We start from the raw sequence: 14471 nt of genomic DNA, 5'->3' as shown, positions 1-14471 counted from the left end.
AGCTTGGTGGAGGGGCGTTTGGACTCAGTCGTCCTCGCCGCTGCGCGGCTGCGGCCCCTCCACCACCGGCTGCGCCGGCGGTCCCCCTCCCCAAGCAAGCTTGGGGAGGATTCGAGTTCGCCGCCCTCATACCGGCGGCAACCCCGGCAGCAGCTTGTCGAGCGTGATCGGAAAGTCCCGCACCCTCACTCCGGTCGCGTTGTACACCGCGTTCGCCACCGCCGCGCCCGCGCCGGAAATGCCCAACTCCCCGACCGCCTTGGCGCCGACCGGATTGGCCTGGTCGTCGACCTGTTCGATGAAATGGCATTCGACCGCCGGCGCGTCGGCATGGACGGCGACATGATATTCGCCGAAATCGGGGTTCACGAACTGGCCGGTGCGAGTGTCGACCACCGCCTCCTCGCTCAGCGCGTAACCGATCCCCCAGATCATCCCGCCGACCATCTGGTTGCGCGCGGTCTTCTCGTTGAGCACGCGGCCGACATCGAACACGCCGATCAGCCGGCGCACGCGGATCTCTCCGGTGACCGCGTTGACAGCGACCTCGGCGAATTGCGCACCATGGCTTGCCTGGCTGGTGCGGCGGCTGACCTGGCCGGGACCGGTCTTGCCGTGGGCGACGATCGGCTTGCCGCGGACCAGGTCGGCGATTGGCGAGGACCGTCCGCCGGCGCTGACCACATTGTCCTTCAGCGTCAATTCCTCGGGCGCCGCGTTCATCCGCCGCGCGAGCTCGGCCAAGATGTCCTCGCAGGCCAGCGCCACCGCCGATCCCGAGCTTCCCGCGCCGAACGATCCGCCCGATCCGGCGCTGACCGGCAAGTCGCTGTCGCCCAGCCGCACGTCGATCGCCGATACCGGCAGGCCGAGCATCTCGCCCGCGACCTGCGCCAGCACGGTATAGGTGCCGGTGCCGATATCGGTCATGTCGGTCTCGAGCACCGCGCGGCCCTCGGCGGTCAGCGTCACGCGCGCTTCGCTGTTGACGGTGAAATTGCCGCGGAGCGCCGCCGCCATGCCATGGCCGATCAGCCATTCGCCGTCGCGATTCTGGCCCGGCACCGGGTTGCGCTGGTCCCAGCCGAACCGCCGCGCCCCTTCGTCATAGCATTGCAGCATCAGCCGGGTCGAAAACGGCTTGCCGCTGGTCGGGTCGGTCTCGGGCTCGTTGCGGCGGCGCAGTTCGATCGGGTCGAGGCCGAGTTGCTCGGCCAGTTCGTCCATCGCGCATTCGACCGCGAAGGTCCCGACCGCCTCGCCCGGCGCGCGCACCGCGCCCGAAGAGGGCAAGTCGACCACGGCGAGCGCTGTGGTCAGGCGGCGATTCTCCCCGGCATAAAGCGGGATGGTGCCGAAATGGACGGGCTCGAGGAAAGTCTTGTCGGGCTTTTGCGACGTCACGCTGTCATGCACGAAAGCCGCGATATGGCCGTCGGCATCGCAGCCGATGCGGATGCGCTGCACCGTGTCGCCGCGATGATGGACCAAAGCCGCGGTCTGGCGGCGCGGCAGGGCGATCTTGACCGGGCGGCCGATTTCGCGCGCCGCGACGGCGGCCAGGATGGTTTCCGGTCCGACCCCCGTCTTGCCGCCGAACCCGCCGCCGACATAGGGCGCGAGCACCCGGACACGCGCCTGGTCGATGCCGAGCTGATTGGCGATCGTCTCGCGCGCGCCGTTCAGTACCTGCAGCGATGCGCGCACCACCAGATCCTCGCCTTCCCACCAGGCCGTGGTCGCGTGCGGTTCGAGCGCGGCGGGGAAATGCGGCGGAGTGGTGTAGGTCTGGTCGAAACGGATGTCCGCGGCGGCGATCGCCGCATCGGCATCGCCCTTCACGATATTGGGCAGGAAGCCGATCCCATGGTCGGCGACCACCGGCTGCTCGGCGGGATCGAACCGGCCTTCGCGCCTTTCATACGTAATCGCCACCGTCAGCGCCGCGTCGCGCGCGACTTCCAGGCTCTCAGCGACGACCAACGCGATCGGCTGGCCGAAATGATCGATTTCATCGCTCCAGTCGCTCATCGGCTCGCGGCTGCTGCCGCCGCTCGACGGGAAATCGGGATGCTCGGCGATCACCTTGACCACGCCCTGCATTGCCTCGGCGGCGCTCGTGTCGATGCTCAGCACCTTGCCGGCGCCGATCGCCGCCCCGACGATATGGGCGTAAAGCGTGCCGTCGGGCGCGCCCTCGACCGCATAAGGCGCCGCGCCGCTGACCTTGAGCGGGCCTTCATAGCGGTCGACGCCCTTGCCGATCAGCCCCTGCTGCCCGTTGTCGAGCGCGGCCGGCCGATAGGGGGCGTCCATGGCATGCTCGTTCATCGTCGCCTCCCGGTCACAAAACGCCGATAGGGCTGGGCGTCTGCAGATAGAGGAATCGGGTCGCGCATGACGGTTTTCAAGCGAATTCGCGCCGTAACGGTGCTGGGCATCGCCGCACTGGCATCTTCGGCGATGGCAGGGCAGGGTGGGGCGATGAAGCCGCTCTCCGATCCCATCGTCATCGGCCATCGCGGTGCGAGCGGCGAACGTCCCGAACACACGCTGGCGAGTTATGACCTCGCGATCGACGAGGGCGCCGATTTCATCGAGCCGGATCTGGTCCTGACCAGGGACAATGTCTTCGTCGCGCGGCATGAGAACGACATTACCGGCACCACCGACGTCGCCGATCATCCCGAATTCGCCGCCCGCAAGACGACCAAGGTGATCGATGGCGAGAAGCATAGCGGCTGGTTCACCGAGGATTTCACTCTCGCCGAACTGAAGACCTTGCGTGCCAAGGAACGCCTGCCGCAATTGCGCCCGGCCAACGCCGCTTATGACGGTAAGTTCGAGATTCCGACGCTCGCCGAGATCATCGCGCTCGCCAAGAAACGGTCGAAAGAGGTCGGCCGGACGATCGGCATCTATCCCGAAACCAAGCACCCGACCTATTTCGCCTCGATCGGCAAGCCGATGGAACGCCAGCTCGTCGCCGAGCTCAAACAGGCCGGCTGGGATTCGGCCGATGCGCCGGTGTTCATCCAGAGCTTCGAGGTGAACAATCTCAAGCTGCTCCATTCGATCACCAAAATCCGCCTGATCCAGCTGATGGATTCAAGCGGAGGTCCCGCCGACAATGCCGCGCCCAGCTATGCCGCGATGACCACGCCCGCGGGCCTCAAGGCGGTCGCCTCCTATGCCTGGGGGATCGGCCCCAACAAGGACATGGTCGACAAGGGCAAAGGCGAGCCGTCGACCCTGGTCGCCGATGCCCATGCCGCCGGATTGCGCGTCCATGTCTGGACCTTCCGCGCGGAGAATTTCTTCCTGCCCGCCGCGCTCAGGAAAGGCCTGAACCCGCGTGCGCATGGCGATGTCGACACGGCAATCCGACGCCAGCTCGCGGCGGGGATCGATGGCTTTTTCACCGATTTTCCGCTAATTGGCGTCAGAGCGCGTGCAGCCTATCGGGCCGGCGCGGGCAAATGACCCCTGGGGACGAGTGATGCGTACAATCCTGATCGCCGCGGTAGCCACCTTGCCGCTCCTGACCGGCGGATGCCTCGCCAAGACCGCAGTCGACGTCGTCACCCTGCCGGTCAAGGCGACGGGCAAGGCCGTCGACTGGACGACGACCAGCCAGTCGGAAGCCGACCGCAATTACGGCCGCAAGATGCGCAAGCAGGAAGCGCGCGAAGGCCGCGAACGCAAGAAAGCGGCGGAGCGCTGCAAGAAGGACCCGTCGCAATGCGGGCAGTATGATGGTTACCGCGCGGGCGATCCGGGGGCGCGAGACTAGGTCGTCTCTAAGCCCCTCCCTTTCAGGGGAGGGGCTAAGGAGATCACTCCCCACCCAATACCCCCGCAATCGCGCGGAGCGTGTCCGGGTGCATCTGCACGCCCATATGGCTGCTGACGATCTCGACCTCGCGGCATTGCGGGTCGTGGCACAAAGCGCCGTTGACCAGCCCGTCGCTCGCCGACCAGATCGCGGTGGACGGGACCGGCAGCGGCCGCGCGATCTCCTCGCGGCGCGCGACGACGTCGGGCGAATCGACCTTTTCGCCGGTCAGCCATTCGAACGCGCGCCAGACATTGGTAGCATGCGGATCGCCGGCAAAGGGCGAGCTGACGGTGATCACCTCGCGTACTTTGTCCGGCGCGCGATGCGCCAGGAACCGCGCCATGATCCCGCCCAGGCTGACGCCGATCAAGGTCACCGGCTGGCCCGCGTCTGAATGATAGGCCTCAAGCCGCGCGAGCAATTTCTCGCCTTCCGATCCGATCGCCTTGGCGCCGCGATTGCGCCCCAGCCGCCAGCCTTCGACGCGATAGCCGAGCGTGATCAGATAGCGCTTCATCACGATATTAGAGCGGTCCGAGTTGAACAGGCCGGGCAGCAGCATGACCGGCCGCCCGTCGCCCGCCGGCGCCTTCATCAGCTCGGGCCATTCGACCGGAATGCGCGCGATCGTGCCGACCATGCGCGGCAATTCGGCCGCCCATTGCGCCTTGCTCGGCGGCGTCAGAACCACGCCATCACGTCGATCGGAAAGGGGGTCCATATGCCGATCCTCACTCCCGCCGCTCTAAGCGCGCGACCGGTCCATTCGTTGCATGTCCGCACCGCATCGTACGATCCGCGAGCGTCGTAAAAGACGTCGTTGACGTCATATCCGCCCGCGACCTTGCCACCCGGCCCGCGCGAGGCGCGGATATAGCCGGCCAGCCGGCGATATTGCTCCTCGCTCAGCAGGATCGCGCGCGTGCCCGGCGCAAGCGGCGGCTCGTCGACATGCTCGACATGCAATACGGTGCGGGCACTGCCGATCGCCGCGCGCAAGACGGTGAGCGGATGGACGTCGCTCCAGGTCGGCGTCTCGACATAGAAAGCGCGGTCGCCCCAGCCGACCGCGACCCAACCAAACCCGGCATAGCGCGGATCGGCGATGTCGCCCGGCGGAAAATCCCGGCTCCAGTCGATTCCGGCGGCGCGGACCGGCAGGACCAGCCCGGTATGAATGCCGTTATCCTCGACCAGGATGCGCACGCCCCGCGCCGGGGGTGTCCAGCCGGCATTGGCCGGGATCGACCCGCCGACCATCCCCGCCGTGACATAAGCCAGGATGACGAGGATCAGCGATCGGCCGACCCAGCCCAGGACGCTCGCGGCGCGCGACAGGATTTCTTTCCCCACGGCCGTCGTGATAGATGGTTTCAATGGAAACGGAAACGCACGTCCTCGATTCTCCGCCGCCGGGTGCCGCGCCCGACTGGACGATTCCCCAGGACTGGCAGCATTATACGCCGGAGGAACACGCCACCTGGGATACGCTCTTCGCGCGCCAGGCGAAATTGCTGCCCGGCCGTGCGTCCGAAGCCTATCTGCGCGGGCTCGACGTGCTCAAGCTCAGCAAGCCCGGCATTCCCGATTTCGAGGAATTGTCCGAGCGGCTGATGAAGCTGACCGGATGGCAAGTCGTCGCCGTTCCCGGTCTCGTTCCCGACGACGTGTTCTTCGACCATATGGCCAATCGCCGCTTCGTCGCGGGCAATTTCATCCGCCGCCCCGACCAGCTCGATTATCTCCAGGAACCCGACGTCTTCCACGACGTGTTCGGCCACGTGCCGATGCTCGCCGATCCCGTGTTCGCCGATTATCTTGCCGTCTATGGCCAGGGCGGCCAGCGCGCCTTGGGCCTGGACGCGCTCAAATATCTCGGCCGGCTCTATTGGTACACGGTCGAATTCGGCCTGATCGCCGAGCCCGAGGGCTTGCGCATCTATGGTTCGGGCATCGTGTCGAGCTATGCCGAAAGCCAGTTCGCGCTCGACGACCCCAGCCCCAACCGGATCGGCTTCGACCTGGCGAGGGTGATGGCGACCGAGTATCGGATCGACGATTTCCAGCAGAATTATTTTGTTATCCCCAGCTTCGACGAATTGCTGCGCGTGACGGTCGAGACCGATTTCGCGCCGCTCTACGAGACGCTCAAGGCGCAGCCCGATATCCGCATCGCGGAAATCCTGCCGGAGGATCGCGTGATCACTCGCGGCACGCAGGATTATGCCCGCGGCAAGGGTCCGGCGATCGTCGGTTGAATCAACGCTTCCCCGGCCTTCGTCGGGGAGGGTCAAGCTGAGCGGATCAGCCTAACTGACCGGATGCTCGCGGAAGCATTGGTCGGCATAGCGCTTGGTGTCTTCCTGCGACGGGCCGGTCATCAACTCGCCGACGCTCTTGTTGGCGATCAACTTGTCGGCGACGCAGCCGCACACGACGGAAAAGTCCTTGGTCGTGCCCGACGTCTTCTGCGCACCCGCCTGGCACTCGGCGATGAACTTCGGCCGGAACGAATCGACGAATCCCTTGTCGAAGCTCGAACTCGAATTGCCGGCGGGACCGCCGCCGCTGCATCCGGCAAGGATCAGCATGGCCAGCGTCAGCGGGAAGGCACGCGTCATAAATCCCCCTTTCGAGAACTCAGATGTCCAATGCCCAGCCGTCACGGCCCTTTGGGTCGAACGGCTTGGTCGGCACATAGCGCACCATGCCGGCTTCGAGCTTCAGGATCGTCCAGTCGCCACGCCTCTCGGTCTGTAGCAGAGTGCAACCGCAAGCGGCATAGGCATCGACCACCTGGCCGCGCTGCGTTTCGAGCAAGCCGGCGAGCACGATCGTCGCACCCGGCGTCGCGATCGCCGCGAGCTCCGGCGCCATCGAGACGAGCGGCCCGGCGAGCACATTGGCGATGATCAGATCATAAGGCGCGGCCGCGGTGATCGCGTCGTCGAGCGCGCCGTCCGCAACGATCAGGTCAATGCCTGTTACCGCGTTGGCCTCGGCATTCTCGCGCGTTACCTCGATCGCCATCGGGTCGATATCGGTCGCCAGGATTCGCGCCTCGGGCCACAAATGCCGCGCGGCGAAAGCGAGCAGGCCGGTGCCGGTGCCGACATCGATGATATTGGTGAAGCGCCGCTCCGCCATTGCGTCGAGCATCGCCAGGCAGCCGGAGGTCGTGGCGTGGTGCCCGGTGCCGAATGCGCGCCCGGCATCGATCAGGAAGGCGCGGCCTCCCGCGGGCGGATCGATCGGGTGCGCGCTGGTATGGACGACGAAGCGCCCCTCGCGGATCGGCTCGAGCCCGGCCTGGCTCAGGGTCACCCAATCCTCGTCGTACAGCGGCTCGATTGCCGGCTCGACCTCGGCCGCGCTCGGCACCAAAGCGCGGATCGCCGCGATCGTCGCCGCGTCGGGCTTGGCCTCGCTATAGGCGTCGAGCCGCCAGCGCTCGACATCGTCCTCGACCTCCTCCGTAGTCATCAGCACCGCGTCGATCGCGATCTCGGCGGCATCGATCGCCTCGGCCTCGGCACGCGTACAGGGCAGGGTCAGCCGCCAGCTGTCGATCCTGCGCTCCGCCTCAGCGGACATAGCTCGCCCCGTTCACGTCGATCACCGCGCCGGTCATCGATGACGGCGCGGAGGTCGCGAGATAGGCGGCGGCGTTGGCGACTTCCTCAGGGTCGGCGACGCGGCCGAGCGGGATGTCGGCAAGCAATTTGTCGCCGCCGCGGCTCGACAGATAGTCCTCGGCCATGCCGGTCATGGTAAAGCCGGGGCAGACCGCGAAGGCCAGGATGCCCTGGGCGGCATATCCGCGCGCGATCGACTTGGTCATCGCTACCATGCCCGCCTTGGACGCGGCATAATGCCAGTGATTGGGGCTGTCGCCGCGATAGGCGGCGCGGCTGGCGACGTTGACGATACGCCCGCCCGACTGGCGCTCCTGCCAATGCCGGACCGCGAAGCGGCACAATTCGGCGCTGGCGGTCAGGTTGATCCGCATCGTGCGCTCCCAGCCGGCGACCCACTCGTCGTCGGACCGGTCGATCGGGTTATCCTCGAATATCCCGGCATTGTTGATCACGACATCGATACTGCCGAGTTCGGCGAGCGCCTTGTCCCACAATAAGCGCGGACCGGCCGGGTCGGCGAAATCGGCGGCAATGCCGCTGGCGGTGCCATGGCCGACCAGCCGGATGCCGGCTTGGGCGGAGAGCCTGTCGGCGATCGCCGCGCCGATGCCCCGGCTGCTGCCGGTCAGGAGGATATTGGTCATGCGCCCGCGATTACGGGGTGTCGGGGAGGCCGGCAATGCCTCGGAAGAGGGGGGTGACTCAGATCCTCCCCGTTTACGGGGAGGGGGACCGCCGCCGAAGGCGGTGGTGGAGGGGGAGTGCGGCGAGCGAGTCCGGAGTGGCGCCCCCCCTCCACCACGCGACTGCGTCGCGTGGTCCCCCTCCCCACAAAGTGGGGAGGAATTTAGAGTCCTACGCGGCCACGCTGGTCGAAAACTGGTCGGCCGCGTCCTTCAGCCCGCCCAGCCGGTCGTCGACATCGCTGACGTCGCTCGCCAGAGCGCCCATTTCGCTGGCGACGGCTTCGGTGTCCTCACGGATCGTGGCGATGGTGTTCGACATCGAATCGGCGGCAAGCGCGGTTTCGTCGACCGCGGCCGTGATCGCGGTCACCGTCTGCGCCTGCGCTTCCATCGCGAAGCGGATGCGGTTGGCGCTTTCCTGCACTTCGGCGACCGTAGTCTTGATCGACGCATTGGTTTCGACGGTCGATCGGGTCGCGGACTGGATCGCGGCGATCTTCGCGGCGATGTCGTCGGTCGCGCGCGCGGTCTGGTTGGCCAGGCTCTTCACTTCCTGCGCCACCACCGCGAAGCCGCGGCCGGCATCGCCGGCGCGCGCCGCCTCGATCGTCGCGTTGAGCGCGAGCAGGTTGGTCTGCCCGGCAATGTCGCGGATCAGCCCCAGGATCGATTCGATCGACTTGGCGTGATCGCTGAGCGCGCCGCTGGTCTCGACCGCCTGGCCTGCCTGCGAACTGGCACGGGTGGCAATCTCGGCGGCCGCCTCGACCTCGGTCCGGGCGTCCTCGATCGCGCGGATCAGCCCAGCCGCGGTCTGCGCGGCCTCGCGCATCGCCACCGCCGATTGCTCGGCCGCCGCCGCCACTTCCGCGGTCTTGTCGAGCATGCCCTGCGCCGAATTGGAGGTGCGCGCGGCTTGGCCGCGAATCTTGTTGCCGAGTTGCGCAGTGCCTTCGATCGACGCGGCGATCGACTCGCGGAATTTCTGCGAGCTTTCCAGCCGTGCTTCCTGCGCGCGGGTGCTGACCAGATGGCTGACATAGCTGGTCAGCAGATGCGCTTCGACCAGCGACACGCGCTGCATCACATCGGCATAACGCGCCATGCGCGCGCCGTCCTGGGCGCAGGCTTCGCCGACGACGAGGAACGTTGCCTGGTGCGCTGCGGCGAGCGACGAAAGCAACGGAGCGAGCGGGACGCCGGCTTGGTCCGCGTCGCGAGCATGGGCGCAGGCCATTGCCTTCCATTCGCGGCCGAGCGGATGCTCGAACTTGGCGCGCATATAGGCGGCGCTGCCCGCGACCTGCGCGGCGAACTTCTCCGGCGTGTAATAGGCGCGGACATGCGCGGTCGCGGGATGCGCGACATAATGATCCCAGAAGACGCGGCAGATGCTCTCGTAATGCGGCTCGATGATCGGCACGATCTCCGCGCAGATCGGCCCGACCTGGCCATCCCAGTCGAACGGGGGAAGGTCACGCTTGAGCGCTGCTCTCAAATCGTCGGGCCAGACGACCGGCGGAGTATCTCCCACGTTTTCCTCCCATGGATTCATGCCGCGACCTTGGCGACGAAGTCGCTGGCGCTGGCTTTGAGCTGCCCGAGCTGACCGTCGAGCGAATCGAATCCCTTGCCGACGCCGTCGATCTCGTTGGCGACGGCTTCGGTGTCCTCGCGGATCGTGGCGATGGTGTTCGACATCGAATCGGCGGCAAGCGCGGTTTCGTCGACCGCGGCCGTGATCGCGGTCACCGTCTGCGCCTGCGCTTCCATCGCGAAGCGGATGCGGTTGGCGCTTTCCTGCACTTCGGCGACCGTAGTCTTGATCGACGCATTGGTTTCGACGGTCGATCGGGTCGCGGACTGGATCGCGGCGATCTTCGCGGCGATGTCGTCGGTCGCGCGCGCGGTCTGGTTGGCCAGGCTCTTCACTTCCTGCGCCACCACCGCGAAGCCGCGGCCGGCATCGCCGGCGCGCGCCGCCTCGATCGTCGCGTTGAGCGCGAGCAGGTTGGTCTGCCCGGCAATGTCGCGGATCAGCCCCAGGATCGATTCGATCGACTTGGCGTGATCGCTGAGCGCGCCGCTGGTCTCGACCGCCTGGCCTGCCTGCGAACTGGCACGGGTGGCAATCTCGGCGGCCGCCTCGACCTCGGTCCGGGCGTCCTCGATCGCGCGGATCAGCCCAGCCGCGGTCTGTGCCGCCTCGCGCATCGCCACCGCCGATTGCTCGGCCGCCGCCGCCACTTCGGCGGTCTTGTCGATCATGCCGCGCGCTGATCCCGAACTGCGTGCCGCCTGGTCGCGCAGGGTCACGCCCTCGCTGGTGGCGCGTTCGACCATCGCGGCGATGCCGTCGCGGAATTCGGCCGACAGCCGGTCGCGCGCGATCTGCGCCTGATGTTCGCGATAGGAATTGTAGATGTCGACGGTGATCTCGCCTTCGAGCGCCGACAGACGCATCAAGGTGTCGAGCAGCATCGGCAGCCGGGGATCGTCGCGATCGACTCGGGCCACCATCACGCCCAGAGCGGCGCGGTCGCTGGCGGAGATCATCGACAGCAACGCCATCGGGGACACGTCGGCGGAAAAGGCCGCGGCGACCGAGCGCTCGATCGATTCGATCCAGGCGCGGCCCGACGTGTCGAGGAAGCGGTTGCGGAGGAAGTCGCAGCCGATGTCGATCATCTTCTGCGTCTCGTGCGTCGCCCAGATCCGCTCGTCGGCGAAACAGCGCAGCCATTGTTGCCAATAGGCTTCTGAAATGGCGTGAATTTCGGGCTCGAGGACGGCCCAGGCCTCGCGGCTCGCGGACGCCAGCGTGCCGTCGAAATCGAACACCCTCAACCGCGCGCGAAGGTCGATCTTCGCGGCGATGGTGCCGGGGACGGGCAAGTCATGCGTGCTCAACGATTTTTCTCCGCCTTACCGGCCGCTGGGAGGGGATTGGCCGGTTGGCGACGAGAGCTAGCGTCGACTTGGTTAAAGCGGGGTTAGGATGGGGCTGGGGAACTGGCGCCAAAATGGAGCCGATAGCCCTCACCCGCGCGCGGGAGAGGGTTGGGTGAGGGTCTTCTTCCTTCTAAAATCCAAAGCATGCCGGCAGTCCGACGCCAGATCAGTCACCACGCCTCGCAACTCCGTCGTAACCGAACGGATGCGGAGGAGAAATTCTGGCAAGCCGTCCGCAACCGCCAGATCGACGGGTTCAAGCTCCGTTTCCAACACAGCCTGCTGCCGTACGTCGCGGACTTCGCTTGTCTCGATGCGATGCTGATCGTCGAGATCGACGGTGGGCAGCATGACGAAGCCCGCGACGCCAAACGCACCGCCTTCCTGGAATCCAATGGATTCGAGATCCTCCGTTTCTGGAACAACGACGTCTTGAGCAACCTGGACGGCGTCATCCACATCGTTCGCGAGGCGCTGGTCCGGCGGACTCGAGAAGAATAAGAAGACCCTCACCCTCCCGCTTCGCGGGCCCCTCCCTCTCCCGCAAGCGGGAGAGGGGAAATAGTCCGCTTCCGTCGCAACGAGTCCTACTAGCCCTCTCCCGTTTACGGGAGAGGGTTGGGTGAGGGTCTTCTTTCTTCTTCTTTCTCATCGACCCGATCGAAGATTTAGGTGTTAGCCCAACCCTTGCATCCCCACGCTCCGGGGCTAAGAGGGCGCAGCGCTTTCGCAGGGGACTTTACTTGGCCACGCCGTCCAAACCCGACCGCCCGATTTCGCCCCACCTGTCGCATTATCGGTGGGGCCCGCACATGCTGGTGTCGATCCTGCACCGCGCCACCGGCGACGGTCTCGCCGTGGTCGGCGCGCTGCTGTTCACCTGCTGGCTGGCGGCGCTTGGCGGCGGCAAGGAAAGTTACGACTGGTTCGTGTCCTGGTTCTCGGGCGGCTATTGGAGCATCCTGGGATACGTGCTGGGCGTCGGGCTCACCTGGTCGCTGTTCCAGCATATGATGAGCGGCATCCGCCACTTCTTCCTCGATGCCGGCGCGAATTTCGAGCTCAAGGCCAACAAGACGGGATCGATCCTGACCATCGTCGCGTCGGTCCTGCTCACCATCCTGTTCTGGGGCGTGCTGCTCAAGGACGTCATCCTCGGAGTCGCCAAATAATGGGCCAGGGCACCGAACTCGGCCGCGTCCGCGGTCTCGGCAGCGCCAAGGAAGGCGCGCATCATTGGTGGCGCCAACGCATCACCGCGGGATCGAACCTGTTGCTGCTGGTCTGGTTCCTGATCTCGCTGACGCGTCTGACCGGCTTCGATTATGACAGCGTCCATGCCTGGATCGGCTCGGCCTGGGTCGCGGTGCCGCTGATATTGCTGGTCATCTCGGTCTGCTGGCACGCGCGGCTCGGCCTGCAGGTGCTGATCGAGGATTATCAGGAAAATGAGAGCCGCGTCGTGGCGCTCGTCCTCATCGAATTCTTCCTCGCGGTGATCGCGGTCACCGCCATTTTCTCGATCCTGCGCGCGGCGCTGGCGGGGGCGTAATGAGCGACAGCTACAAGATCATCGACCACACCTATGACGCCGTCGTGGTGGGCGCGGGCGGCTCCGGGCTGCGCGCGACCATGGGTGTCGCCGAAAGCGGGCTCAAGACCGCCTGCATCACCAAGGTGTTCCCGACGCGCAGCCACACCGTCGCGGCGCAGGGCGGTATCGCCGCCAGCCTGGGCAATATGGGTCCGGATCACTGGACCTGGCACATGTTCGATACCGTCAAGGGCTCCGACTGGCTCGGCGACCAGGACGCGATCGAATATATGGTGCGCGAGGCGCCCGCCGCGGTCTACGAGCTCGAACATGCCGGCGTGCCGTTCAGCCGGACCGAGGCGGGCAAGATCTATCAGCGCCCGTTCGGCGGCATGATGCAGAATATGGGCGAGGGCCCGCCCGCGCAGCGCACCTGCGCCGCGGCCGACCGCACCGGCCACGCCATGCTCCACGCGCTCTATCAGCAGAGCCTGAAGTATGACGCCGATTTCTACATCGAATATTTCGCGCTCGACCTCATCATGGAAGGCGGCGAGTGCAAGGGCGTGATCGCGCTCTGCATGGAAGACGGCTCGATCCATCGCTTCCGCAGCCATGCGACGGTGCTGGCGACCGGCGGATACGGCCGCGTCTATCAGTCGGCGACCAGCGCCCATACCTGCACCGGCGACGGCGGCGGCATGGTGCTGCGCGCGGGATTGCCGCTGCAGGACATGGAGTTCGTCCAGTTCCACCCGACCGGCATCTACGGCGCCGGCGTCCTCATCACCGAGGGCGCGCGCGGTGAGGGCGGCTATCTGACCAATAGCGAAGGCGAGCGCTTCATGGAGCGCTATGCTCCCTCGGCCAAGGACCTCGCCAGCCGTGACGTCGTCGCGCGCTCGATGGCCGCCGAGATCCGCGAAGGCCGCGGCGTCGGCGCCAACAAGGACCATATCTACCTGCATCTGGATCATATCGATCCCAAGGTGCTGCACGAGCGGCTGCCCGGCATCACCGAGACCGGCAAGATCTTCGCCGGCGTCGACCTGACCCGCCAGCCGCTGCCGGTCACGCCGACCGTGCATTACAATATGGGCGGCATCCCGACGAACTATCACGGCGAAGTCGTTCACCTGAAGGACGGCGATCCCGATGCGGTCGTCCCCGGCCTTTTCGCGGTGGGCGAGGCGGCCTGCGTTTCGGTCCATGGCGCCAACCGCCTGGGGTCGAACTCGCTGATCGACCTCGTCGTGTTCGGCCGCGCCACCGGCAAGCGCATCGCCGAGATCATCCGCAAGGATTCGAAGCACGGCACCGTGGTCAAGGCCGCCGACGACCAGGCGATCGCGCGTCTCGACCATTTCCGCAACGCCAAGGGCGCCCGGCCGACCGCGGAGATCCGCGCCGACATGCAGCGCACGATGCAGAAGCATTGCGCGGTGTTCCGCGACACGGCTTTGCTCGACGAAGGCGTCGGGCATATGGATATGGTCTACAAATCGCTGGCCGATGTCGGCATCACCGACCGCTCGCTGATCTGGAACACCGATCTGGTCGAGACGCTCGAGCTCGACAATCTGCTCGGGCAGGCGGTCGTCACGATTCGCGGCGCGTCGAACCGCAAGGAAAGCCGCGGCGCGCACATGCACGAGGATTTTCCCGAGCGCGACGACGCGAACTGGATGAAGCACACCATCGCCACGTTCGACGGTTGGGGCGGCAAGGGCGGCAGCGTCTCGCTCGATTACCGCCCGGTGCACGACTACACGCTGACCGACGACGTCGACTACATCAAGCCGAAGAAGCGGGTGTACTGACCA

At 66.2% G+C, this 14471-nt stretch carries 15 protein-coding genes; 7 read left to right on the top strand and 8 right to left on the bottom strand.

Going from position 1 to position 14471, the window contains the following annotated elements; all coding sequences use genetic code 11:
• Window positions 1–126: 126 nt before the first annotated feature.
• Window positions 127–2331, bottom strand: a complete 2205-nt coding sequence (locus Q0L25_RS09185; protein ID WP_296613567.1) for a xanthine dehydrogenase family protein molybdopterin-binding subunit — start codon at window positions 2329–2331, stop codon at window positions 127–129.
• Window positions 2332–2463: 132 nt separating this feature from the next.
• On the opposite strand from Q0L25_RS09185, the gene Q0L25_RS09180 reads away from it, so the two are divergent.
• Together Q0L25_RS09180 and Q0L25_RS09175 are read left to right on the top strand one after the other, a co-directional pair.
• Window positions 2464–3483 carry a glycerophosphodiester phosphodiesterase gene (locus Q0L25_RS09180; RefSeq protein WP_296615653.1) on the top strand — a complete coding sequence of 340 codons (1020 nt, stop codon included), beginning with the start codon at window positions 2464–2466 and terminating at the stop codon, window positions 3481–3483.
• Between the two features lie 16 nt (window positions 3484–3499).
• Window positions 3500–3793, top strand: coding sequence for a hypothetical protein (locus Q0L25_RS09175; protein WP_296615651.1), 294 nt, complete (start codon window positions 3500–3502; stop codon window positions 3791–3793).
• Between the two features lie 43 nt (window positions 3794–3836).
• Here Q0L25_RS09175 and Q0L25_RS09170 read toward each other — a convergent pair whose 3' ends face one another.
• The gene (locus Q0L25_RS09170) at window positions 3837–4559 is read right to left on the bottom strand and encodes an alpha/beta fold hydrolase (RefSeq protein ID WP_296613565.1); all 723 of its coding nucleotides are present in this window, start codon (window positions 4557–4559) and stop codon (window positions 3837–3839) included.
• On the bottom strand, window positions 4520–5191 hold the full coding sequence (locus Q0L25_RS09165; RefSeq protein ID WP_296613563.1) for a TIGR02117 family protein: 672 nt from the start codon (window positions 5189–5191) through the stop codon (window positions 4520–4522). Before Q0L25_RS09165 ends, Q0L25_RS09170 begins: the two co-directional genes overlap by 40 nt.
• A 23-nt stretch (window positions 5192–5214) precedes the next feature.
• On the opposite strand from Q0L25_RS09165, the gene phhA reads away from it, so the two are divergent.
• Window positions 5215–6096, top strand: coding sequence for a phenylalanine 4-monooxygenase (gene phhA, locus Q0L25_RS09160; RefSeq protein ID WP_296613560.1), 882 nt, complete (start codon window positions 5215–5217; stop codon window positions 6094–6096).
• A 51-nt stretch (window positions 6097–6147) separates the two neighbouring features.
• Here phhA and Q0L25_RS09155 read toward each other — a convergent pair whose 3' ends face one another.
• From Q0L25_RS09155 to Q0L25_RS09135, 5 genes are all read right to left on the bottom strand, one after another.
• Entirely contained in the window at window positions 6148–6459 is a 312-nt protein-coding gene (locus Q0L25_RS09155; RefSeq protein ID WP_296613559.1) for a hypothetical protein, read from the bottom strand.
• 19 nt (window positions 6460–6478) lie between these two features.
• Entirely contained in the window at window positions 6479–7432 is a 954-nt protein-coding gene (locus Q0L25_RS09150; protein ID WP_296613557.1) for a 50S ribosomal protein L11 methyltransferase, read from the bottom strand.
• Window positions 7422–8120 carry an SDR family NAD(P)-dependent oxidoreductase gene (locus tag Q0L25_RS09145; protein WP_296613555.1) on the bottom strand — a complete coding sequence of 233 codons (699 nt, stop codon included), beginning with the start codon at window positions 8118–8120 and terminating at the stop codon, window positions 7422–7424. Before Q0L25_RS09145 ends, Q0L25_RS09150 begins: the two co-directional genes overlap by 11 nt.
• Before the next feature lie 211 nt (window positions 8121–8331).
• Window positions 8332–9696: a methyl-accepting chemotaxis protein gene (locus tag Q0L25_RS09140; protein WP_296613554.1), complete on the bottom strand. Its 1365-nt coding sequence runs from the start codon at window positions 9694–9696 to the stop codon at window positions 8332–8334.
• A gap of 17 nt (window positions 9697–9713) precedes the next feature.
• A complete protein-coding gene (locus Q0L25_RS09135) occupies window positions 9714–11072 on the bottom strand; it encodes a methyl-accepting chemotaxis protein (RefSeq protein WP_296613552.1) in 1359 nt (452 codons plus the stop codon).
• 186 nt (window positions 11073–11258) lie between these two features.
• Between Q0L25_RS09135 and Q0L25_RS09130 the strand changes: the two genes are divergently transcribed.
• The 4 genes from Q0L25_RS09130 (at window position 11259) to sdhA (ending at window position 14468) form a co-directional block, all read left to right on the top strand.
• Complete coding sequence (locus Q0L25_RS09130; protein WP_296613551.1) at window positions 11259–11615, top strand: endonuclease domain-containing protein; 357 nt, start codon at window positions 11259–11261, stop codon at window positions 11613–11615.
• 242 nt (window positions 11616–11857) lie between these two features.
• Window positions 11858–12286, top strand: a complete 429-nt coding sequence (gene sdhC / locus Q0L25_RS09125; RefSeq protein WP_296613550.1) for a succinate dehydrogenase, cytochrome b556 subunit — start codon at window positions 11858–11860, stop codon at window positions 12284–12286.
• Window positions 12286–12666, top strand: a complete 381-nt coding sequence (sdhD, locus tag Q0L25_RS09120) for a succinate dehydrogenase, hydrophobic membrane anchor protein (RefSeq protein ID WP_296613548.1) — start codon at window positions 12286–12288, stop codon at window positions 12664–12666. Before sdhC ends, sdhD begins: the two co-directional genes overlap by 1 nt.
• Window positions 12666–14468 carry a succinate dehydrogenase flavoprotein subunit gene (sdhA, locus tag Q0L25_RS09115; protein WP_296613547.1) on the top strand — a complete coding sequence of 601 codons (1803 nt, stop codon included), beginning with the start codon at window positions 12666–12668 and terminating at the stop codon, window positions 14466–14468. The genes sdhD and sdhA overlap by 1 nt, the downstream gene beginning before the upstream one ends.
• Window positions 14469–14471: the final 3 nt, after the last annotated feature.

The organism is Sphingomonas sp., from assembly GCF_024508665.1.
GTDB lineage: Bacteria > Pseudomonadota > Alphaproteobacteria > Sphingomonadales > Sphingomonadaceae > Sphingomonas.
This window is presented reverse-complemented; position numbering and strand designations above follow the sequence as displayed.

What these genes read in the sequence shown, in the direction of transcription:
- Q0L25_RS09185 (WP_296613567.1), bottom strand. Translation starts at nt 2,331, where the DNA reads ATGAACGAGCATGCCATGGACGCCCCCTATCGGCCGGCCGCGCTCGAC.
- Q0L25_RS09180 (WP_296615653.1), top strand. Translation starts at nt 2,464, where the DNA reads ATGGCAGGGCAGGGTGGGGCGATGAAGCCGCTCTCCGATCCCATCGTC.
- Q0L25_RS09175 (WP_296615651.1), top strand. Translation starts at nt 3,500, where the DNA reads ATGCGTACAATCCTGATCGCCGCGGTAGCCACCTTGCCGCTCCTGACC.
- Q0L25_RS09170 (WP_296613565.1), bottom strand. Translation starts at nt 4,559, where the DNA reads ATGGACCCCCTTTCCGATCGACGTGATGGCGTGGTTCTGACGCCGCCG.
- phhA (WP_296613560.1), top strand. Translation starts at nt 5,215, where the DNA reads ATGGAAACGGAAACGCACGTCCTCGATTCTCCGCCGCCGGGTGCCGCG.
- Q0L25_RS09155 (WP_296613559.1), bottom strand. Translation starts at nt 6,459, where the DNA reads ATGACGCGTGCCTTCCCGCTGACGCTGGCCATGCTGATCCTTGCCGGA.
- Q0L25_RS09150 (WP_296613557.1), bottom strand. Translation starts at nt 7,432, where the DNA reads ATGTCCGCTGAGGCGGAGCGCAGGATCGACAGCTGGCGGCTGACCCTG.
- Q0L25_RS09145 (WP_296613555.1), bottom strand. Translation starts at nt 8,120, where the DNA reads ATGACCAATATCCTCCTGACCGGCAGCAGCCGGGGCATCGGCGCGGCG.
- Q0L25_RS09130 (WP_296613551.1), top strand. Translation starts at nt 11,259, where the DNA reads ATGCCGGCAGTCCGACGCCAGATCAGTCACCACGCCTCGCAACTCCGT.
- sdhD (WP_296613548.1), top strand. Translation starts at nt 12,286, where the DNA reads ATGGGCCAGGGCACCGAACTCGGCCGCGTCCGCGGTCTCGGCAGCGCC.
- sdhA (WP_296613547.1), top strand. Translation starts at nt 12,666, where the DNA reads ATGAGCGACAGCTACAAGATCATCGACCACACCTATGACGCCGTCGTG.